The sequence below is a fragment of the Burkholderia theae genome (assembly GCF_048565265.1).
Lineage (GTDB): Bacteria > Pseudomonadota > Gammaproteobacteria > Burkholderiales > Burkholderiaceae > Burkholderia > Burkholderia theae.
Map to the genome: position 1 here is coordinate 2,209,418 of NZ_CP183461.1, position 20,019 is coordinate 2,229,436.

At 67.8% G+C, this 20,019-nt stretch carries 21 protein-coding genes; 9 read left to right on the forward strand and 12 right to left on the reverse strand.

Annotated features, from left to right (window positions below; all coding sequences use genetic code 11):
* Positions 1-27: 27 nt before the first annotated feature.
* From gcl to lysM, 4 genes are all read left to right on the forward strand, one after another.
* Entirely contained in the window at positions 28-1,803 is a 1,776-nt protein-coding gene (gene gcl, locus ACN22W_RS10440; protein ID WP_129512311.1) for a glyoxylate carboligase, read from the forward strand.
* 43 nt (positions 1,804-1,846) lie between these two features.
* The gene (hyi, locus tag ACN22W_RS10445) at positions 1,847-2,656 is read left to right on the forward strand and encodes a hydroxypyruvate isomerase (RefSeq protein WP_419684063.1); all 810 of its coding nucleotides are present in this window, start codon (positions 1,847-1,849) and stop codon (positions 2,654-2,656) included.
* Positions 2,657-2,698: 42 nt separating this feature from the next.
* Complete coding sequence (locus ACN22W_RS10450; RefSeq protein WP_048246825.1) at positions 2,699-3,592, forward strand: 2-hydroxy-3-oxopropionate reductase; 894 nt, start codon at positions 2,699-2,701, stop codon at positions 3,590-3,592.
* Between the two features lie 459 nt (positions 3,593-4,051).
* Positions 4,052-4,522, forward strand: a complete 471-nt coding sequence (gene lysM, locus ACN22W_RS10455) for a peptidoglycan-binding protein LysM (RefSeq protein ID WP_034181228.1) — start codon at positions 4,052-4,054, stop codon at positions 4,520-4,522.
* A 104-nt stretch (positions 4,523-4,626) separates the two neighbouring features.
* Here lysM and ACN22W_RS10460 read toward each other — a convergent pair whose 3' ends face one another.
* Positions 4,627-5,649, reverse strand: a complete 1,023-nt coding sequence (locus tag ACN22W_RS10460; RefSeq protein WP_419684066.1) for an asparaginase — start codon at positions 5,647-5,649, stop codon at positions 4,627-4,629.
* A 271-nt stretch (positions 5,650-5,920) separates the two neighbouring features.
* On the opposite strand from ACN22W_RS10460, the gene ACN22W_RS10465 reads away from it, so the two are divergent.
* The 3 genes from ACN22W_RS10465 to ACN22W_RS10475 all read left to right on the forward strand — a co-directional run bounded on the left by ACN22W_RS10465 (position 5,921) and on the right by ACN22W_RS10475 (position 7,734).
* The gene (locus ACN22W_RS10465) at positions 5,921-6,211 is read left to right on the forward strand and encodes a PsiF family protein (RefSeq protein WP_048246821.1); all 291 of its coding nucleotides are present in this window, start codon (positions 5,921-5,923) and stop codon (positions 6,209-6,211) included.
* A gap of 258 nt (positions 6,212-6,469) precedes the next feature.
* A complete protein-coding gene (locus ACN22W_RS10470) occupies positions 6,470-6,919 on the forward strand; it encodes a hypothetical protein (RefSeq protein WP_193098535.1) in 450 nt (149 codons plus the stop codon).
* 227 nt (positions 6,920-7,146) lie between these two features.
* The gene (locus ACN22W_RS10475; protein ID WP_129512313.1) at positions 7,147-7,734 is read left to right on the forward strand and encodes a YSC84-related protein; all 588 of its coding nucleotides are present in this window, start codon (positions 7,147-7,149) and stop codon (positions 7,732-7,734) included.
* Positions 7,735-7,830: 96 nt separating this feature from the next.
* Here ACN22W_RS10475 and ACN22W_RS10480 read toward each other — a convergent pair whose 3' ends face one another.
* The 9 genes from ACN22W_RS10480 to mltG form a co-directional block, all read right to left on the reverse strand.
* Entirely contained in the window at positions 7,831-8,895 is a 1,065-nt protein-coding gene (locus ACN22W_RS10480; RefSeq protein WP_129512314.1) for a glycosyltransferase family 4 protein, read from the reverse strand.
* A 282-nt stretch (positions 8,896-9,177) separates the two neighbouring features.
* Positions 9,178-10,353, reverse strand: a complete 1,176-nt coding sequence (locus ACN22W_RS10485; protein WP_419684070.1) for an AAA family ATPase — start codon at positions 10,351-10,353, stop codon at positions 9,178-9,180.
* Positions 10,354-10,387: 34 nt separating this feature from the next.
* A complete protein-coding gene (locus ACN22W_RS10490; protein WP_419684072.1) occupies positions 10,388-11,560 on the reverse strand; it encodes a mechanosensitive ion channel family protein in 1,173 nt (390 codons plus the stop codon).
* Between the two features lie 96 nt (positions 11,561-11,656).
* Positions 11,657-12,013, reverse strand: coding sequence for a Rap1a/Tai family immunity protein (locus ACN22W_RS10495; protein ID WP_048246810.1), 357 nt, complete (start codon positions 12,011-12,013; stop codon positions 11,657-11,659).
* A gap of 119 nt (positions 12,014-12,132) precedes the next feature.
* Positions 12,133-12,840 (reverse strand): ankyrin repeat domain-containing protein, encoded by a 708-nt coding sequence (locus ACN22W_RS10500; protein WP_419684074.1) that lies wholly within the window; start codon positions 12,838-12,840, stop codon positions 12,133-12,135.
* 43 nt (positions 12,841-12,883) lie between these two features.
* Entirely contained in the window at positions 12,884-13,663 is a 780-nt protein-coding gene (locus ACN22W_RS10505) for a TatD family hydrolase (protein WP_193098538.1), read from the reverse strand.
* 141 nt (positions 13,664-13,804) lie between these two features.
* Entirely contained in the window at positions 13,805-14,833 is a 1,029-nt protein-coding gene (locus ACN22W_RS10510) for a DNA polymerase III subunit delta' (RefSeq protein ID WP_048246805.1), read from the reverse strand.
* A gap of 19 nt (positions 14,834-14,852) precedes the next feature.
* On the reverse strand, positions 14,853-15,473 hold the full coding sequence (tmk, locus tag ACN22W_RS10515) for a dTMP kinase (RefSeq protein ID WP_129512319.1): 621 nt from the start codon (positions 15,471-15,473) through the stop codon (positions 14,853-14,855).
* Positions 15,473-16,492, reverse strand: a complete 1,020-nt coding sequence (gene mltG / locus ACN22W_RS10520) for an endolytic transglycosylase MltG (RefSeq protein ID WP_419684077.1) — start codon at positions 16,490-16,492, stop codon at positions 15,473-15,475. Before mltG ends, tmk begins: the two co-directional genes overlap by 1 nt.
* A gap of 77 nt (positions 16,493-16,569) precedes the next feature.
* On the opposite strand from mltG, the gene ACN22W_RS10525 reads away from it, so the two are divergent.
* Together ACN22W_RS10525 and ACN22W_RS10530 are read left to right on the forward strand one after the other, a co-directional pair.
* Positions 16,570-17,604, forward strand: coding sequence for a YgfZ/GcvT domain-containing protein (locus tag ACN22W_RS10525; RefSeq protein WP_193098539.1), 1,035 nt, complete (start codon positions 16,570-16,572; stop codon positions 17,602-17,604).
* A gap of 73 nt (positions 17,605-17,677) precedes the next feature.
* Positions 17,678-18,523: an NRDE family protein gene (locus ACN22W_RS10530; protein WP_419684079.1), complete on the forward strand. Its 846-nt coding sequence runs from the start codon at positions 17,678-17,680 to the stop codon at positions 18,521-18,523.
* A 14-nt stretch (positions 18,524-18,537) separates the two neighbouring features.
* Here the strand turns inward: ACN22W_RS10530 and ACN22W_RS10535 are convergent, their stop codons facing one another.
* Together ACN22W_RS10535 and ACN22W_RS10540 are read right to left on the reverse strand one after the other, a co-directional pair.
* On the reverse strand, positions 18,538-18,978 hold the full coding sequence (locus ACN22W_RS10535; RefSeq protein WP_419684081.1) for a GNAT family N-acetyltransferase: 441 nt from the start codon (positions 18,976-18,978) through the stop codon (positions 18,538-18,540).
* A gap of 42 nt (positions 18,979-19,020) precedes the next feature.
* Positions 19,021-19,980: an alpha/beta hydrolase gene (locus tag ACN22W_RS10540; protein WP_419684083.1), complete on the reverse strand. Its 960-nt coding sequence runs from the start codon at positions 19,978-19,980 to the stop codon at positions 19,021-19,023.
* Positions 19,981-20,019 lie beyond the last annotated feature (39 nt).

Consider the following 20,019-nt stretch of genomic DNA (forward strand, 5'->3'; position numbering starts at 1 on the left):
AGATCCACCCCATTCAAGGAGACATTCATGGCCAAGATGAGAGCCGTCGACGCAGCTGTGCTCGTGCTCGAGAAAGAAGGCATCCAGACCGCGTTCGGCGTGCCGGGTGCAGCCATCAACCCGTTCTACTCCGCCATGCGCAAGTCGGGTGGCATCAGCCACGTGCTGGCGCGCCACGTCGAAGGCGCATCGCACATGGCCGAAGGCTTCACGCGTGCCGCGCCGGGCAACATCGGCGTGTGTATCGGCACGTCGGGCCCCGCCGGCACCGACATGATCACGGGCCTCTACTCCGCGTCGGCCGACTCGATTCCGATCCTCGCGATCACGGGCCAGGCACCGCGTGCCCGCCTGTACAAGGAAGACTTCCAGGCCGTCGACATCGAGTCGATCGCGAAGCCCGTCACCAAGTGGGCCGTCACCGTGCGCGAGCCGGCGCTCGTGCCGCGCGTGTTCCAGCAGGCTTTCCACCTGATGCGCTCGGGTCGTCCGGGTCCGGTGCTGGTCGACCTGCCGATCGACGTGCAGCTCGCCGAAATCGAATTCGATATCGACACGTATGAACCGCTGCCGATCTACAAGCCCGCGGCATCCCGCGCGCAGATCGAGAAGGCGCTCACGATGCTCAACGACGCGGACAAGCCGCTGATCGTGTCGGGCGGCGGCGTGCTCAACGCAGCGGCCGAAGACCTGCTGGTCCAGTTCGCCGAAACGATCGGCGTGCCGGTGATCCCGACGCTGATGTCGTGGGGCGCGATTCCGGACGACCATCCGCTGATGGCCGGCATGGTCGGCCTGCAGACGTCGCACCGCTACGGCAACGCGACGATGCTCGCGTCCGACTTCGTGCTCGGCATCGGCAACCGCTGGGCGAACCGCCACACGGGCAGCGTCGAGGTCTATACGAAGGGCCGCAAGTTCGTGCACGTCGACATCGAGCCGACGCAGATCGGCCGCGTGTTCGGCCCGGATCTCGGCATCGTGTCCGACGCGAAGGCGGCACTCGAGCTGTTCGTCGCGGTCGCGCAGGAATGGAAGGCCGCCGGCAAGCTGAAGGATCGCAGCGCATGGGTGGCCGACTGCCAGGAACGCAAGCGCACGCTGCAGCGCAAGACGCACTTCGACAACGTGCCGGTCAAGCCGCAGCGCGTGTACGAAGAGATGAACAAGGTGTTCGGCCGCGATACCTGCTACGTCAGCACGATCGGCCTGTCGCAGATCGCCGCCGCGCAGTTCCTGCACGTGTTCAAGGCACGCAACTGGATCAACTGCGGCCAGGCCGGCCCGCTCGGCTGGACGATCCCCGCCGCGCTCGGCGTGCGTGCCGCCGATCCGAGCCGTCCGATCGTCGCGCTGTCCGGCGACTACGACTTCCAGTTCATGATCGAGGAACTGGCAGCGGGCGCGCAGTTCAAGCTGCCGTACGTGCACGTCGTCGTGAACAACTCGTACCTCGGGCTGATCCGCCAGGCACAGCGTGCGTTCGACATGGACTACTGCGTGCAGCTCGCGTTCGACAACGTGAACGCACCGGAGCTGAACGGTTATGGCGTCGATCACGTGGCCGTTGCGGAAGGCCTCGGCTGCAAGGCGCTGCGCGTGTTCAAGCCGGAAGAGATCGAGCCGGCCCTGCGCCAGGCGCAGACGCTCGCGGAAGAGTTCAGCGTGCCGGTGGTCGTCGAAGTGATTCTCGAGCGCGTGACGAACATCTCGATGGGCACCGAAATCGACGCGATCAACGAGTTCGAGGATCTCGCCGAAAAGGCCGAGCACGCACCGACCGCCATCTCGATGCTCGACTGATCCGCAACACATTCCAGACTGACCGACCGAAGAGGCTTAGCTCATGCCGAAGTTTGCTGCAAACCTGACCATGCTGTTCAACGAAGTGCCGTTCCTCGACCGCTTCAAGGCGGCCGCGGACGCGGGCTTCGACGCCGTCGAGTTCCTGTTCCCGTATCCGTACGCGAAAGAGGAACTCGCCGAGCAACTCGAGACGCACCGCCTGCGCCTCGTGCTGCACAACCTGCCTGCCGGCAACTGGGACCAGGGCGAGCGCGGCATCGCGTGCCTGCCCGATCGCGTCGGCGAGTTCCAGGAAGGTGTGGGCCGCGCGATCGAGTACGCAAAGGCACTGAAGGTACCGCAGCTGAACTGCCTGGTCGGCATCCCGTCGGCCAGCACGGCGCGCGACAAGACGTTCGTCACGATCGTCGACAACCTGCGCTTTGCCGCCGATGCACTGAAGCGCGAAGGCATCCGCCTGCTCGTCGAGCCGTGCAACAGCTTCGACATCCCGGGCTTCGCGCTGAACCGCTCGTCCGAAGGGCTCGACGTGATCCGCGCGGTCGGCTCGGACAACCTGTTCCTGCAGTACGACATCTATCACATGCAGCGCATGGAAGGCGAACTGGCCGCGACGATCGAACGCAACCTCGCATCGATCGGCCACGTCCAGCTCGCGGACAACCCGGGCCGTAACGAGCCGGGCACGGGCGAGATCAACTACGCGTTCCTGTTCGCGCTGCTCGACCGGCTCGGTTATGCCGGCCACGTCGGCTGCGAATACAAGCCCCGTACCACCACGACGGAAGGCCTCGGCTGGCTGCAAAGCGTCGCCGGCTGCGCACCGGGCTCGGCGCGCCGCGCCGCCTGAGATCCGCCCTTCCCGTTTTCGCCCCTATAGGAGACATTCAACATGGCAACCATCGGTTTCATCGGCCTCGGCATCATGGGCGCGCACATGGCGCGCAACCTGCTCAAGGGCGACCACCAGCTCGTCGTGAACGGTGCGTTCCCGATTCCGGACGACCTGCGCACCAGCGCGAAGGTCGTCGCGAACTCGACCGAAGTCGCGCAGAACGCGGACGTCATCGTCGTGATGGTGCCGGACACGCCCGACGTGCGTAACGTGCTGTTCGCCGACGACGGCGTCGCCAAGGGCCTCACGGCCGGCAAGCTCGTGATCGACATGAGCTCGATCTCGCCGCTCGACACGCAGGAATTCGCGAAGCAGATCAATGCACTCGGTTGCGACTACCTCGACGCGCCGGTGTCCGGCGGCGAAGTCGGTGCCCGCGAAGCCTCGCTGACGATCATGGTCGGCGGCCCGGAGCAGGCATTCGAGCGCGCGAAGCCGCTGTTCGAGAAGATGGGCAAGAACATCACGCTCGTCGGCGACAACGGCGCGGGCCAGACCTGCAAGGTCGCGAACCAGATCATCGTCGCGCTGAACATCGAAGCCGTCGGCGAAGCGCTGCTGTTCGCCGCACGCTCGGGCGCGGACCCGGAGCGCGTTCGCCAGGCGCTGATGGGCGGCTTCGCCGCGTCGCGCATCCTCGAAGTGCACGGCGCGCGGATGACCAAGCGCACGTTCGATCCGGGCTTCCGCATCGAGCTGCACCAGAAGGACCTGAACCTCGCGCTCGACGGCGCACGCAAGCTCGGCCTCGCGCTGCCGCACACCGCGAGCGCGCAGCAGCTGTTCAGCGTGTGCGCGTCGCACGGCGGCAAGGCATGGGATCACTCGGCACTCGTGCGCGCGCTCGAAATCATGTCGAACTTCGAAATCGGCCAGACGCCGGCCGCGTAACGCGGATGCAACAACGCGCGTTTCCGCTGCAATGGCGGAAACGCGCGACAGACACGCGCGATTCGGCCACGGCCGGTCGCATCGATGCGCGACGTGCTCGCGCATCACGGTGGGGCGCCCCGCCACGCATCGCCAACGGCATGCGGGACGGGGCGAAAAACGCCGCTCTGGGCTGAGAGCGGCGTGGTGGGGTCCGCAGCGGCACCCGGCGGCGCCGGGGAAGCCTTGGTCGGTCAGACGTCGTCGTCGGGTGTCCGCCTGTCGGATTTCGCGTATTACATTTCTTTACGTTCGAGCGTGCGATTTTTCATGCAATCGTCGCGTTGAACGCCTACACTTTCGCCACGCCTTTCGAGAAAACCGCCGCGCTTGCGCTCACCCCGGTGAACGCGCCCAGCGCGGTGTTTTTTTCGCCACTTCACGGCGCGTTTTCTTTTCAACCACCTAAGGAGTGCAACGATGGGTCTTCTTTCGTTTATCAAAGAGGCGGGTGAAAAACTGCTGGGTCATGCCGACGCGCAAGCGGCGGAAGATCCGAATGCCGCAAACCAGACCGCGGCCGATGCCATCAAGAACTACATCAGCACGCAAGGTCTCGACACGTCGAACCTGACCGTCGCATTCGACGGCGCATCGCGCACCGTCACGCTGTCGGGCAGCGTCGCCGACCTCGACACGAAGGCCAAGGTCAAGGTCGCGGCCGGCAACGTGCAGGGCGTCGCGGGCGTCAACGACGACGACCTCCAGCCGGACGATCCGGAAGTGCAGTACCACGACGTGAAGCCGGGCGACACGCTGTCGGCGATCGCCAAGGAAGTGTATGGCGACGCGAACAAGTACCCGGCGATCTTCGAAGCGAACAAGCCGATGCTGTCGAGCCCGGACCGGATCTACCCGGGCCAGAAGCTCGTGATTCCGCCGCAGTCCTGAGCATTCTTGCCGGATTGACGCAAAAAAGGCAGGCCGATGGCCTGCCTTTTTTCATGGGTGACGCGCCCGCCCGATCGGCGCGTATCGGTCACCGCATCACTGCATCACTGCGTATCGAACAGGCGCTGCAGTTCGTCGCGTGCCCGGATACCGTTTGCCAGCGCGAGCATCAGCAGCACGCGCGCCTTGAACGGATTCAGCGAACCCGCGCTCACGAAGCCGAGCACATCGTCGTTCGCGGCGCCGTTGCGCATCACGTGCCCCGAACCGACGCGCGACGCGCGAACCACGGCGACACCCGCGTTCGCCGCATCGGCCAGCGCCGCCTGCAGCGTCGCATGGATCGAGCCGTTGCCCGTGCCCGCGACAACGAGACCGCGCACGCCGGCCGCGACCAGCGCGTCGACGGCCGTGCGCGTCACGCCCGCATAACTCACGACGACTTCGACGGACGGCCAGGTTGCCGCAATCGCCAGTGGCGTGTCGCGCGACCGCGTGACGCGGCGCGCGAATTCGACGCGGCCGTCCTGCACCCAGCCGAGTGCGCCGAGTTCCGGCGACTGGAATGCGTCGACCGCATAGGTGCTCGTCTTCACGACGTCGCGCGCGCCATGGATCCGGTTGTTGAACGCGACGAGCACGCCCTGCCCGCGCGCCAACGGCTGCGCGGCCACCGTCACCGCGTTCAGCAGGTTCAGCGGGCCGTCCGACGACAGCGCGGTCGCCGGACGCATCGCGGCCGTCAGCACGACCGGCTTGTCGCCCCGGACGACCAGATGCAGCGCGTACGCGGTTTCCTCGAGCGTGTCGGTGCCGTGCGTGATCACGATGCCGTCGATCGCCGGATCGGCCATCAACGCGTCGATCCGCGCGGCGAGCGTGTTCCACAGCGGCAGCGCGAGATCCTTGCTGTCGATGCTGGCGATCTGCTCGGCATCGATGCGCGCGACCGACGCGAGCGCCGGCACCGCGTCGACCAGGAAATTGACGCCGAGCGCGCCGGCCTGGTAGCCGGCCGTGCTGGCCGCGTCGGGTGCGGCGCCGGCGATCGTGCCGCCGGTGGCGAGCACGGCGATGCGCGGCAGCGCCGCCGTGGACGGAGAGGATGCGGGATTCGGAGTATTCATGGCGGGGATTGTAATGGCTCGCGGCCGGGATCCGGCGGGTTCCGGCACGGCGGGCGATACCGGCGGCCGCGCGTCATGGTTTGTCCCGATCGCCGTTTCGGGCGCGTCGTCAACGGCGGTGGCGCACACAACGTTATAGAAAGTGCCGTTTTGGTGTTTTCACATTGATTTGCCATAATCGGAGCACGCCGCGCGATGCGACCCTATCCACATCGTGTCGTGCTGCGTGACGGCGTCGATAAAACGCAATTCACCCCATGGGAGTGTCGAAATGAAAATCCAATCGCTCGTAGCCGCAGTGCTTCTCGGCGGCATGCTGGCTTCCCCCGCGTTCGCGGCGAACAGCCAGCAGGACAAGATGAAGGCCTGTAACACCCAGGCAACCGGCAAGACGGGCGACGAACGCAAGGCGTTCATGAAGGACTGCCTGTCGGCGAAGCCCGCGAAGGCGATGTCGCAGCAGGACAAGATGAAGGCGTGCAACACGCAGGCCACCGGCAAGAAGGGCGACGACCGCAAGGCGTTCATGAAGAGCTGCCTGAGCAACCAGCCGGCCGCCTGAGCCCCGGCGCTCCCGTATCGAATGCCGCGCACCGCTTCGGCGGGCGCGGCATTTTTGTTTTGGTTGCACGCGCATCGACGCGCGCGTTCCGCCCCCTCCGGCCCCGCTTTCCCGTCCCACCCTACCGGCGCCGCCACATGGTGCGGCAATTCGCCGCGTTTTCTTCTATGATGGCTGCAACGCGGCCCACCCAAGTACAAGAAGCGCCATCGGGCCGCCCTCGAGACGAACGCGCATGCGCGTCAAACGGAGGCATGGATGGCATGGAGACAACACCGCTGGTTCCGCCGCTGGCTGATCGTGATCGTGTTCTGGGCCGTGCCCGTCGCGATCGTGGCCGTCCGCGAGATCCGCGAGGAAATGGCCTACAACAAGGCGGACCTGCAGCTCGCGCTGACCACCTGGCAGCTCACCGATGCGCAACAGGCCGCCGGCGCCGCCGCGAAGTGCCACGGGGATGCTGACGAGGCGCGCGCGGCCGGCTGCCCGGCCGACGTGCTCGCCGCCAATGCGCCGCGCCAGCAGGCGGCCCGCGACGAATACGTGGTGCGCCGCAATACGCTTGCGGGCTACCTGTGGCATGCGTTCGTCGGCTACTGGGTCGTGCCGGCCGCGTTCCTGTTCGCCTGCGGCGTCGTGATCGCGTTGATCCGCCGCGCGCTGCGCCGCCCGCCGATCAAGCCGCCCGTCCCGCCGGTCCCGCACTGATGCGCCCCACGGGCGCCATCCGATTCGTCGTCGCGCTCCCCTCGCGCCGTCCGGTGCCCGGCGCGCGGGCGCGCGTCCGTCCGTTGGCGCGCCGCGACATACCCAAGCGATTTGTCGCCTTTTCTTGCGGCGACGAAAAGGGGTTGTAATCCACTGTGATATAACTGCCGACGTGATCCGCTCCTTGAGCGAGACTCACTCCGAACGTCATCCGATGGAGAAGAACGATGCAAAAACGGAATCTCGTGCTGAAAGCCGCCGCGGCACTCATCGTCGGTAGCCTCGCGCTCACCGGTTGCACCACCACCCCGGACAAGCCGGACAACGCCGCGACCAACGCGTCGAAGCGTCAGGCGATCGACTCGAGCGTCGACGCCACGCTGTCGCGCCTGTATTCGACGGTCAAGGGTTCGCGTGAGCTCGTCGCGAAGTCGCGCGGCGTGCTGGTCTTCCCGGACGTGATCCAGGCAGGCTTCATCGTCGGCGGCCAGTCGGGCAACGGCTCGTTGCGCGTCGGCGGCAGCACGGTCGGCTACTACAACACGTCGTCGCTGTCGGTCGGCCTGCAGGCCGGCGCGCAGTCGAAGGCGATCGTGTTCCTGTTCATGACGCAGGAAGCGCTCGACGAATTCCGTGGCTCGGACGGCTGGGCCGCCGGCGCCGGCGCATCGGTCGCGCTCGTGAAGATGGGCGCGAACGGCGCGATCGACACGACCACGGCCACCGCACCGGTCCAGGTCGTCGTGCTGACGAACGCCGGTCTGATGGGCGACGTGTCGATCAACGGCACGAAGGTCACGAAACTCAAGATCTGACGCTGACGCACTGCCCGTGCGCACCGCGCGCGGGCCATGCGCAAACGGCGATGTCCTTGCGGGCATCGCCGTTTTTTTATCCGCCCGCGTCCGTCGTCAGGTCGTCGAATCGATCACCTTGAAGCGCGAGCGCTTCTGCGCACGGATCACCGACTGGTAGACGTCGACGTACTGCTGCGCCATCCGGCGCGACGTGAAGCGCGCCTCGAAGCGCTGCCGCACGCGCGCACGCGGCAGCAGGTGCAGCCGGTTCACCGCGGCCACCGCGCTGATTTCGTCCTCGACGATGAAACCCGACACGCCTTCGTCCACCACTTCGGGCACCGCGCCGCGATTGAAGGCGATCACCGGCGTGCCGCACGACATCGCCTCGATCATCACGAGGCCGAACGGCTCCGGCCAGTCGATCGGAAACAGCAGCGCATGCGCGCCCGACAGGAATTCGGCCTTCTGGTGATCGGCGATCTCGCCGATGTATTCGACGTGCGGCAACGCGAAGAGCGGCTTGATCTCGCGGTCGAAGTACTCCTGGTCGGCCGCATCGATCTTCGCCGCGATTCGGATCGGCAGCCCGCACTGGGCGGCGATGCGGATCGCCGTGTCGACCCGCTTTTCCGGCGAGATGCGGCCGAGGAACGCGAGATAGCGCGGCTCGACGGGCTGCGGCATGTACAGCGTGTCGGGCAGCCCGTGGTAGACGGTCGTCAGCCATTTCGCCTGCGGCAGCGGCTGGCGCTGCGAGTTCGAAATCGAGATCACCGGCGCGGTGTTGAACGTGTCGAACACCGGCTGCTGCTCGGGCAGGTCGAGCCGGCCGTGCAGCGTCGTCACGTAAGGCGTTTCCTGCCGGTTGAAGACCGAGAACGAGTAGTAGTCCATGTGGAAATGGAGCACGTCGAAGTCCTTCGCGCGGCGTGCGACCGTCTCCATCAGCAGCATGTGCGGCGCGACCCGGTCACGGATCGACGAGTCGAGCCGCAGCGCGCGCGGCCAGACGGGCTCGAGCTTCGCCCGCGTCGTGGAATCACCGCTGGCGAACAGCGTCACATCATGGCCGAGATCGACGAGCGCCTCGGTGATGTAGGACACGACGCGCTCCGTGCCGCCGTACAGCTTCGGCGGTACGGATTCGGTCAGCGGGGCGATCTGCGCAATTCTCATGGTCCACGTCTCCAGTGTCCTGTCCGTTGCCGCACGGCCGGCGGGCGGATGCGCTTGCGCGCTCCCCGCGTCTCCCTGCAGCGCTGGCCGGCACGGCGCCAGCCGGTTATCTCATTATTATTCGCGATCCCGATGCCCGGGACCGCCCGTCTTTCATTTTATGGGCGTTGTTACAGACAGGATACATTCCGCCGGTCCGACCCGATCGCAGCGCATCGGGTGCAGCGGGGCCGATTCGACCCTCGACGCGCCGCTCGCGGCGACCGCGCGCCGCCCCGCCCGTCAACGCGACGGCCACTTCCATGCCGGCAGGTCGCGCATGTCGGCATCGACGAGCGCGGTCGCGCCAAGCTGCTTGTCGAGTACCAGCGATTCGCAGCCGGCCTCGCGCTCGAGCGTCGCGATGAGCCGCGCCGCATGCGACACGACGAGCACCTGCGAGCGCTGCGCGGCCTGCGCGATCAGGCGGCCGAGTGCCGGCAGCAGATCGGGATGCAGGCTCGTCTCCGGTTCGTTCAGCACCATCAGCGCCGGCGGTCGCGGCGTCAGCAGCGCAGCCGCGAGCAGCAGGTAGCGCAGCGTGCCGTCGGACAGCTCGGCCGCCGCGAGCGGCCGCAGCAGCCCCGGCTGGCGCATCAGCACGTCGAAACGGCCACGGCCGCCCGGATTGTCGATCTCGACGGACGCGCCGGGAAACGCGTCGTCGATCGCCGCATCGAGTGCCGCGCCGTCACCGATTTCGCGGATCGTCTGCAGCGCGGCGGCCAGGTCGGCACCGTCGTCCGCCAGCACCGGCGTATGAGTGCCGATGTGCGATTGCCGTGCCGGCGCCTGCGCATCGGTCCGGAAATGGTCGTAGAAACGCCACGAGCGGATCCGCTCACGCACCGCGATCATCTCGGGCGCGCCGGTCGGATCGGCAAACTCGGTCATCATGCTGTCGAAGCTCGCGACCGGCTGCGGAATCGTCTGCCAGTCGCCCGACGCGGTGCGCGCGCGGATCTGCGCGCCCTGCCGGTCGACCAACAGCGTCGACGGGCGCAGCAGCGCGCCGCCCCAGATGCATTCGCGCTTGACCACCGGATCGAGCGCGAACTGCGAGTGGCTCGGCAGCGGCAGGCCGAGATCGATCGAATAGCCGAAATCGTCGCACGCGAATCCGAGTTTCAGGCTCACTGGCCCCTTGCGCACGGTGCCGGTCACCGGCACATCGCCGGCCAGCATCGCCCGCGAGAAGCGCTCGGGGCCGGCCCACAGCGTCGACGGCAACCCGCCCTCGCGGGCGAGCGACGGGATCACGCGGCCCAGCGCGGTGTCGGCGAGCAACCGCAGCGCGCGGTACACGCTCGACTTGCCGCTGCCGTTCGGCCCGGTGACGACGTTGAGCGCCGCGAGCGGCACGATCAGCTCGCGCAGCGAGCGGTAATTGGCGATGGCGAGCGTTTTCAGCGCGGTCATGACAAGGGAAGGCGGGCAGGCATGCGGGCCGCGTTCAGCGGCCTTCGCCGGCCTGCGGATCGGCTGCGGTGTTGGCCGCCGTGCTGGCGGCAGGCGGCCGCGCGTGCGGCCGTTCGGGATTCGGCGCGTCGGGCGCGGAATCATGCGGATACAGCTCCATCCGGCTGCGCGGCAGGCATTGCGGATAGCGGTCCTGCAGGTACGCGATCAGCCCTTCGCGCACGCGGCAGCGCAGATCCCAGCACGACGACGAATCGGCCGCGCTGACGAGCGCGCGCAACTGCATCGCGCGCTCCGTCGCGTCGGTCACCTGCAGCACCTGCACGCGACCGTCCCACTCGGGCGCCGCATGGACGAGCCGCGCGAGTTCCTCGCGCAGCGGCGCGAGCGGCGTGCGGTAGTCGACCGACAGGAAGACCGTGCCGATGATCTCCGAACTGTTACGCGTCCAGTTCGTAAACGGATTCTCGATGATCCATTGCAGCGGCACGACGAGGCGCCGCTGGTCCCACAACCGCACCGACACGAACGAACCAGTGATTTCCTCGATGCGGCCCCACTCGCCCTGGATCACGACCACGTCGTCGAGCCGGATCGGCTGCGTGAGTGCAATCTGCAGCCCGGCGATCAGGTTGCCGAGCACCGGCCGCGCGGCGATACCGGCGACCAGGCCCGCGACGCCGGCCGACGCCAGCAGGCTCGCGCCCACCTGCCGCACATTCGGGAACGTCATCAGCGCGGCACCCGTGCCGATGATCACGATCAGCACCATCACGGTCCGCACGAGCACCCTGGCCTGCGTATGGATGCGCCGCGCCTGCAGGTTGTCGGCCGTATCGATCGGATGCGCCTGGATGATCGCGTCGCCGACGCCGGCCGCGAGCCGCACCAGCAGCCACGTGAGCGACACGATGGAGCCGACCGCCGCCGCGGTGCGCATGCCGCGCACGAACGACATGCCGTCGTCCGCCTGGACCCACAGGAATTCGAGCGCCAGCAGCGCGAGCACGACGAGCGACGGCTTGTCGATGTAGCGCAGCATCACGCTCATCAGCGGATACGGCTGCGCGACGCGCTTGACGATGCGTGCGCCGAGACGATGCACGATCGCGACGACCAGTACGACGATGACCGACACGCCCAGCGTGCCGAGCCACGAATGCAGCGGCGCATCGGCGATGCGCTGCAGTTCCTCGATTGAAATCATCGGCGCCCGGGATGTCTAGGTTATGAGGCGCGCACGCCTCGTCCTGGATGCGTCGGCGATATCCGGGCAACGCACGCGCCCGGACACGGCGTCAAATCAGTTGCCGCTCCTGCAGGGAAACGCCTTGCCGAGACCGAGCGACACCGCGGTGCTCGCGTTGTAGTCGGCCAGCTTCGGATTTTCCGCGATGTACTTGCGCACCGCGTCGGTCATCTGCTGCGCCCGGATGTCGGGCGGCAGGCAGAAGTACTGGCCGACACGCGGCCCTGTGGTGCCGCCAATCGCGTCGATGGTGTTGTAGACGCCGTCGGCGGCGCCTTCGATGTAGGCCGCGCACGACGCCCGCGACTTGACGTCCGTCTTCGCGCACAGCCGGTCGAGATCCGCGCCCGTGAAAGCCGCCGCCGACAACGGCACGGCAAACGCCACGGCACAAAACATTGCGCGCAACATGGTGTTCCTTATGTCAATGCGGCCCGAGGCCGCCTGCTGCCTTGGCCGGCGCGGCGCCGGGGCACGCTGTTCCGGCCGGAAACCGGCCGGGCGCGCCCCGCCTGCCACGCCGAAAACCGTCATTTTGCACTCTTTTGCGCATCGGCCGGCGCCGACCCGCCGACGCGTACCGTCCGCTTGCTCAGGATCTCGATCGCGTCCGGCGCCTTGTAGTGCTTCGCGAACTCGAGCGCGGTGATGCCGAGCTGGTTCTTCACCTGCGGATCGGCACCCTGGTCGAGCAGCAGGTTGACCGTCGTCGCATGGTTGCCGCGCGCGGCCATCATCAGCGGCGTCGTGCCGTTCGGCGATGCGGTATCGATATACGCGTCGTGATCGAGCAGCAGCTTGACGACCGCGTCCTGGCCATTGGTCGCCGCGTAGTGCAGCGGCGCCCAACCCTTCTTGCTGACTTCCGCGCCCTTGTCGATCAGCAGCTTGGCGAGGCCGACATCGCCGTTCAGCGACGCGAGCATCAGCGCGTTCTCGCCAGCCTTGTCTTCCTTCTCGAGGTCGACGTTCGGCGTCGTGGCGATCGCCGCCACGACCTTGTCGGACTTCTCGCGCGCGGCGATCACCAGCAGCGGATCGCCGTTCGGCGCGAGCGTGTTCGGATCGAGGCCGTTCTTCAGTTGCTTGCCGATGTCAGCGATGTCGTCGAACTTGACCGCCTTGACGATCGCGTCGAGCGACTCGGCATGCGCGCCGGCCGCGGCGAACAGGCTGCTCGCGACGAGTGCGGCGGCAACGAGTGCGCGTTTGGGCAGATGGTTGGTCGGCTTCGTCATTGTTGTGGGCTCCTTCCCTGGGTTGTCGGCTGCGCGCGCGTCGTTAGCGGGCGATCTTGAACAGCCGGAAAAAATTCTGCGTCGTCGCATCGGCAAGCGCCTCGACGGCGATCCCGCGCTCGGATGCGATAAAGCGTCCGACATGGCTGACGTACGCAGGTTCATTCGGCTTGCCGCGATACGGCACCGGCGCGAGGTACGGCGAGTCGGTCTCGATCAGCAGCCGGTCGAGCGGCACGCGCCGCGCGACGTCCTGCACGTCGGTCGCGTTCTTGAACGTGACGATGCCCGACAGCGAGATATGGAAGTTCTGCGCGAGCGCCTGCTCGGCGACCGACCACGGCTCGGTGAAGCAGTGCATCACGCCGCCCGGCACGTCCGCGCGCTCCTCGGCCATGATCCGCAGCGTGTCCTCCGACGACGACCGCGTGTGGACGATCAGCGGCTTCATCGTCGCGGTCGCGGCGCGGATGTGCGTGCGAAAGCGTTCGCGCTGCCACTCCATGTCGGCGATCGAGCGGCCTTCGAGACGGTAGTAGTCGAGGCCCGTTTCGCCGATCGCGACGACCTTCGGGTGCGCGGCCAGCTCGACGAGCTCCGCGAGCGTCGGCTCCCGCGCGTCCTCGTGATCGGGATGCACGCCGACCGACGCGTAGACGTTGTCGTGCGCGTCCGCGATCGCGAGGACCTCCGGCAGCGTCTCGAAATCGACGGACACGCACAGCGCGTGCGTGACGTCATGCTCGCGCATGTTCTCGAGAACGGCCGGCAGGCGGTCGGCCAGGCCCTTGAAATTGATGTGGCAATGAGAATCGACGAACATCGTGTTTCCTGAATACGTAAGGCCAGCGCTCATGCGCTCGCCGGCATGCGGCAACGGGCGGCGTTCGCGGGCCGGCCGGCCACGGTCGCGTCGCTGCGTGAGCCGTTCATCGTTTCGCAACCCATTGGAAACAATACCGGATCACGCGAATATTTCCCGATATCCGAGAAACAATTCCTCGAATACGAGCCGCGCGTTGAGCGGATGGTTCTCGACCGTCCGCTGGCGCGTCACGGCTTTCATGAAGCGCGCGAACGCGTTCGCGTCGACCGACTCCGCGCAGCGCGCGAGCGCCGCCGCGTGCATCGGGAAGTAGCGCGGCGCACCCGCCATCCGCTGCGCAAGCAGATCGTACAACCAGCGCTGCAGCCAGCCGAGCACCAGCGGCACCGGCAGTTTCTGCAGCGTCTCGCCGCACGCGAACGGGTCGCATGCCGCGCCGGCCGCGAGCTGCCCGAGCGTGTAGTCGCGCAGCGGGCGGTTCTCGTCGCTCGCGAGCGCCAGCGCCGCGAGCGGTGCGCCACCGGCTTCGGCGAGCAGCGCGCTCGCATGGTCGACGCCCTGCGCGGCGAGCCACGCCGCGGCCGCGTCGGGCGCCGGCACGGACATCGGCCACTGCCGGCAGCGGCTGATGATGGTCGGCAACAGGCGGTCGATGCGCGCCGACACGAGCAGGAACACGACGCCGGACGGCGGTTCCTCCAGCGTTTTCAGCAGCGCATTCGACGCGGCGACGTTGAGCGCCTCGGCCGGATACAGCACGACGACGCGCGCGCCGCCGCGGTGCGAACCGACCCCGCAGAAGTCGAGCAGCGCGCGCACCTGCTCGATCTTGATTTCCTTGCTCGGCGCGCGCGTTTTCTTGCCGCCTTCGTCCGCGTCGGCCGGCTTCGCGTCGTCTGCAGCGCCCGGCGCCTCGCCGGCCAGCGCCTCGGGCAGCACGATCCGGTAATCCGGATGGTTACCCTGCGAGAACCAGTTGCAGGCCGCGCAAGCGCCGCACGGCTCGCCGTTCGGCTTCGGCGATTCGCACAGGAAGCCCTGCGCGAGATGCTGTGCGAACTGCAGCTTGCCGATCCCGGCCTGGCCGTGCAGCAGCAGCGCATGCGGCCATTGCGCGCGCAGTTGCTGCAGGCGGTTCCAGTCGTCGGTCTGCCACGGATAGATCATGTGGTGCGTTCCTTGCGTGTTACAGCGCGGCGAGCACGCGTTCGAGCTGCTGGCGGATCTCGGGAATCGACTGCGTCGCGTCGACGATCGCGAAACGGTGCGGCGCTTCTTCCGCACGCCGCAGGTATTCGCCGCGCGTGCGCGCGAAGAACGCGTCGGACTCGCTTTCGAATTTGTCGGGCATGCGCGCGGCACCGCGGCGCTCGCTCGCAACGTGCGGCGCGACGTCGAACAGCACCGTGAGGTCGGGCTGGAAGCCGCCCTGCACCCAGCGCTCGAGCGCCTCGAGCTTGTCACGCGGCAGCCCGCGGCCACCGCCCTGGTACGCGAACGTCGCGTCGGTGAAGCGATCGGACACGACCCAGTCGCCGCGCGCGAGCGCGGGCTCGATCACGAGCGCCAGATGCTCGCGGCGCGCGGCGAACATCAGCAGCGCTTCCGTCTCGAGATCCATCGGCTGGTTCAGCAGGATCTCGCGCAGTTTCTCGCCGAGCTGCGTGCCGCCCGGTTCGCGGGTGACGACGACCTGCCGGCCGGCCGCGGCCAGCTTGCCCTGGAGGCGTTCGCAGAACCACTGCAGGTGGGTGGTCTTCCCCGCCCCGTCGATCCCTTCGAACGTGATGAATTTACCGCTCGCCATTATTGACCTCGTATGTACTTGTCCACGGCCTTGTTGTGGTCGCCGAGCGTGTCCGAGAACACGCTCGTGCCGTCGCCCTTCGCGACGAAATAGAGCGCGCTCGTCTGCGCCGGATTGATCGCCGCCTGCAGCGCGGCAACGCCCGGCAACGCGATCGGCGTCGGCGGCAACCCGCGTCGGGTGTAGGTATTGTAAGGAGTGTCGGCCTGCAGGTCGCGCTTGCGCAGGCGGCCGTCGTACGCATCGCCGAGTCCGTAGATCACCGACGGATCGGTCTGCAGCGGCATGCCGATGCGCAACCGGTTCGCGAACACGGCCGCGACGAATGCGCGGTCGGCCGCGTGGCCCGTTTCCTTCTCGATGATCGACGCGATCGTCAGCGCTTCGTAAGGCGACTTGTACGGCAACCCCGGCACGCGGGCGACCCAGGCTTCGTCGAGACGCGTCTGCATCAGGTGGTACGCGCGCCGGTAGATGTTCAGGTCGCTCGTGCCCTTGTCGAACAGGTAGGTATCCGGGAAGAACAGCCCCTCGCCGCTGCCGCGCTGCACGGCGTTGTCCGACGCGCCGATCGCGCGCAACAGCTCGGCGTCGCTCATGCCGGCCGTCGAGTGCGCGAGATCGGGGTTCGCGTCGAGTTCCGCGCGCATCCGCTTGAAGGTCCAGCCTTCGATGACCGTCGCGACGTATTCGTTCACGTCGCCGCGCGCGATCTTCTGCAGCACGTCGTAAGGCGTGATGCCGGTCTTGAATTCGTAGTTGCCGGACTTGAGCCGGCTCGACAGCCCGAGCACGCGCGTCATCGCGACGAAACCGAGCGGCTCGACCGGCACGCCGCCGCGCCGCAATTGCAGCGCGACGCTCTTCACGCTGCTGCGCGGCTTGATCGTGACGTCGAGCGATGCCGAACCCAGCAACAGCGGCCGGGTTGCCCAGTAATACCCGCCGCCCGCGCCGGCAGCGGCCACAACGACGACCAGCGCCACGATCGTCGCGGCGCATTTCTTCAGTAGGGACATGGAAACGTGACTCAGGTAAGACCCATATAATACTTGCTCGCCTTCGTCAAAGTCAGGGTTGACTGTTCCCTCATTCCATGAGCACACCGTTCGCTTCACCGGCTGCCCAGGCCGCACCCGCCTCGCTCCCCGTTTTCCCCCGCCCGTCCGCCGCCGATTTCGACGCGCCGGGCGCCTGCATGCCGTTGCCGCAGTTCGGTGTGATCGACGTCGCCGGCGACGACGCCGCGACGTTCCTGCACAGCCAGCTGACCAACGACATCGAGCATCTCGATGCCGCGACCGCACGGCTGTCCGGTTATTGCTCGCCGAAGGGGCGCCTCCTCGGGTCGTTCCTCACGTGGCGTGCCGGCCACGGCGTGCGCCTGCTGGTGTCGAAGGACGTGCAGCCTGCCGTGCAAAAGCGGCTGTCGATGTTCGTGCTGCGCGCGAAGGCAAAGCTCACCGACGCGAGCGACGCGCTCGCCGTGGTCGGCTTCGCGGGCGACGTGCGCAACGCGCTCTCGGGCATCTTCGATGCGCTGCCGGACGGCGTGCACGTGAAGGTCGACGGCCCGGCCGGCGCGCTGATCCGCGTGCCCGATGCGGCCGGCCGCAAGCGCTATCTGTGGATCGGCCCGCGCGCGGAAGTCGATGCGCGCGTCGCCGCGCTCGCCGGCACGCTGCCGATCGTGTCGCCGGCCGTGTGGGACTGGCTCGACGTTCGCGCGGGCGAGCCGCGCATCACGCAGCCGGCCGTCGAGCAGTTTGTGCCGCAGATGGTCAACTTCGACGTGATCGGCGCCGTTAACTTTCGCAAGGGGTGCTACCCGGGCCAGGAAATCGTCGCGCGCAGCCAGTACCGCGGCACGATCAAGCGCCGCACCGCGCTCGCGCACGTCGCCGGCGAGACCGATACCGTGCATGCCGGCGTCGAGCTGTTCCACAGCGACGATCCCGGCCAGCCGTGCGGGATGATCGTCAATGCGGCAGCCGCGCCCGCCGGCGGCGTTGACGCGCTCGTCGAGATCAAGCTCGCCGCGCTCGACAACGGCACCGTGCATCTCGGTTCGGCCGACGGCCCGGTGCTCGCGTTCGACGCACTCCCGTACGCATGGCCGACGGAAGCATGACGCACTGACAACCCGTTCGCGCGCCGGCTCGCAAGTCGCCGGCGCCCGATGTTTCCTGCGAGAGATTCGCCTGATGTGTCTGATCGCTTTCGACTGGCAGCCTGATACCGCCGCCGGTCCCGTCTTTACCCTGGCCGCCAACCGCGACGAGTTCTTTCGCCGCACGAGCGCGCCGCTCTCGTGGTGGGAAGATGTACCGGGCGTGCTGGCCGGTCGCGATCTCGAAGCAGGCGGCACGTGGCTCGGCGTATCGCGCGACGGCCGCTTCGCGGCGCTGACGAACTACCGCGCGCCGTTCGACATCCGCGCGGGCGCGCCGACCCGCGGCAAGCTCGTGTCCGATTTCCTCGGCGGTCCGTCCGTCGCGCCCCTCGACTACCTCGGACAGCTTGCCGAGCATGCGGCCGTGTACAACGGCTTCAACCTGCTCGTCGGCGACTGGAAGCGGCGCGAACTCGCGTGGTTCTGCAACCGCGCGCCCGAGGGCGAAAGCAGTGTCGCCGCGCCCGTCGCGGTCACGCCCGGCGTGCATGCGCTGTCGAATGCGCGGCTCGATACGCCCTGGCCGAAAGTGGTGCGCAAGCGCGCGGAGCTCGGCACGCTGCTCACCGACAACCCGACCCCGTCGCTCGACGAACTGATCGATCTGATGCGCGATCCGCATGTCGCGGACGACGAAGCCCTGCCGCACACGGGCATTCCGATCGAGCGCGAGCGTGCGTTGTCGGCCGCGTTCATCGAGACGCCCGAGTACGGCACGCGCGGCACGACCGCGCTGCGCGTCACAATGAAGGAAGGCGTGCGGCTGACGGTCGAGATCAAGGAGCGCTGCGACGACGACGGCTCGCACCGCACCGTCCGCCCGGGCACGTTCGAACGCGCGTTCACGTTCGATATCGACGCAACGCGGCCGCGCTGAACGCGCGTGCCGCGCTACGGCGCGCGCGCCATCTCGACGTGCGGCACCCCGGCTTCGACGAACGGTTCGCCGACCGCCGCGAAACCGTGTTGCACGTAGAACGACACCGCCGACGCCTGCGCATAGAGCCGCACGACGGTTTCGCCGCGGCGCCGTGCGGCGTCGAGCAGCGCGTTCAGCACCGCTGACCCGACACCCTGCCCGCGCGCGTCGGCCAGCACGGCGACGCGGCCGATCGTGCCGGACGGCAGCAACCGCCCCGTCGCGACCGCACGGCGGATTCCCGTCACCGCATCGATCCGGTACGCAACCGCATGGAGCGACAGCGGATCGTCGTCGTCGAGCTCCCATTCCGGCGGAATCCGCTGCTCGCGCACGAACACCGCATCGCGGATCCGCGCGGCGTCGCCGCCCAGGACCGTCCAGTCGCCCGTTTCCACCACGCCGTCCGTCATCGCTGCCCCCCATGCGGCGCGCACGCCGTCAAACGCCAGTCGTCAAACGTCGTCGAATGCGGCCTTCAGCGCCGCGACCGCGTCCGCATGCGCGGCTCGCACTTCCGGCACGTAGCCGCCCATCTTGAAGAATTCGTGGATCATCCCCGGATAGCAGACCAGCGTAACCGCGTTGCCGGCCGCACGCAGCTTGTCCGCGTACGCGGCGCCCTCGTCGCTCAGCGGATCGTACTCGGCCGTCGCGATCCACGCCGGCGCGACACCCGCGAACGACGGCGCGCCGCGCGTGCCGTCGAGCGGCGCGAAGCGCCAGTCGTCGCGGTCCCCGGAATCGCGCACGTATTGCGCGAAGAACCACTGGATCGTGTCCTGCGACAGCAGGTAGCCGTTTGCGAGCCGCGCGTGAGACTCGGTGTCCTGGTGGCCCGTCACGCCCGGGTAGATCAGCATTTGCAGCGCGAGGTGAATGCCGGCGTCGCGCGCGAGCACCGCGCAGACGGTCGCGAGCGTGCCGCCCGCGCTGTCGCCGCCGACCGCCAGCCGTGCTGCGTCGATGCCGAACGTGGCGGCCTCGCGATGCAGCCATCGCAATGCGTCGTCGGCGTCGTTCACCGCGGTCGGGAACCGATGTTCGGGCGCGAGCCGGTAGCCAACCGACAGCACCGCGCATTGCGCATCGCGCGCGAACATCCGGCACAGCGCATCGTGCGTGTCGACGCTGCCGACCGTGAAGCCGCCGCCGTGGTAGTAGACGAGCGCGGGCAGCGGCTCCGCGAGGCTCGGCGCGACCGGCAAGTACAGCCGCGCGCCGATCGTGCGACCGTCGCGCGTCGGCACGACGCATTCCTCGACCGAATGCATCGTCGCCGGTGCGACGTCGAGAATCGGCGCGCTCTTCTCATACGCGGCGCGCGCCTGCTGCGGCGTCTGGTGGTGATAGGACGGACGTTTCGCGCGCTCGATCATGTCGAGCACCTGGGCGATCTTCGGATTCAGCGGCATCGGTGAGGACGGCGCGTGCGCGGCGCCGTAAGCGGACAA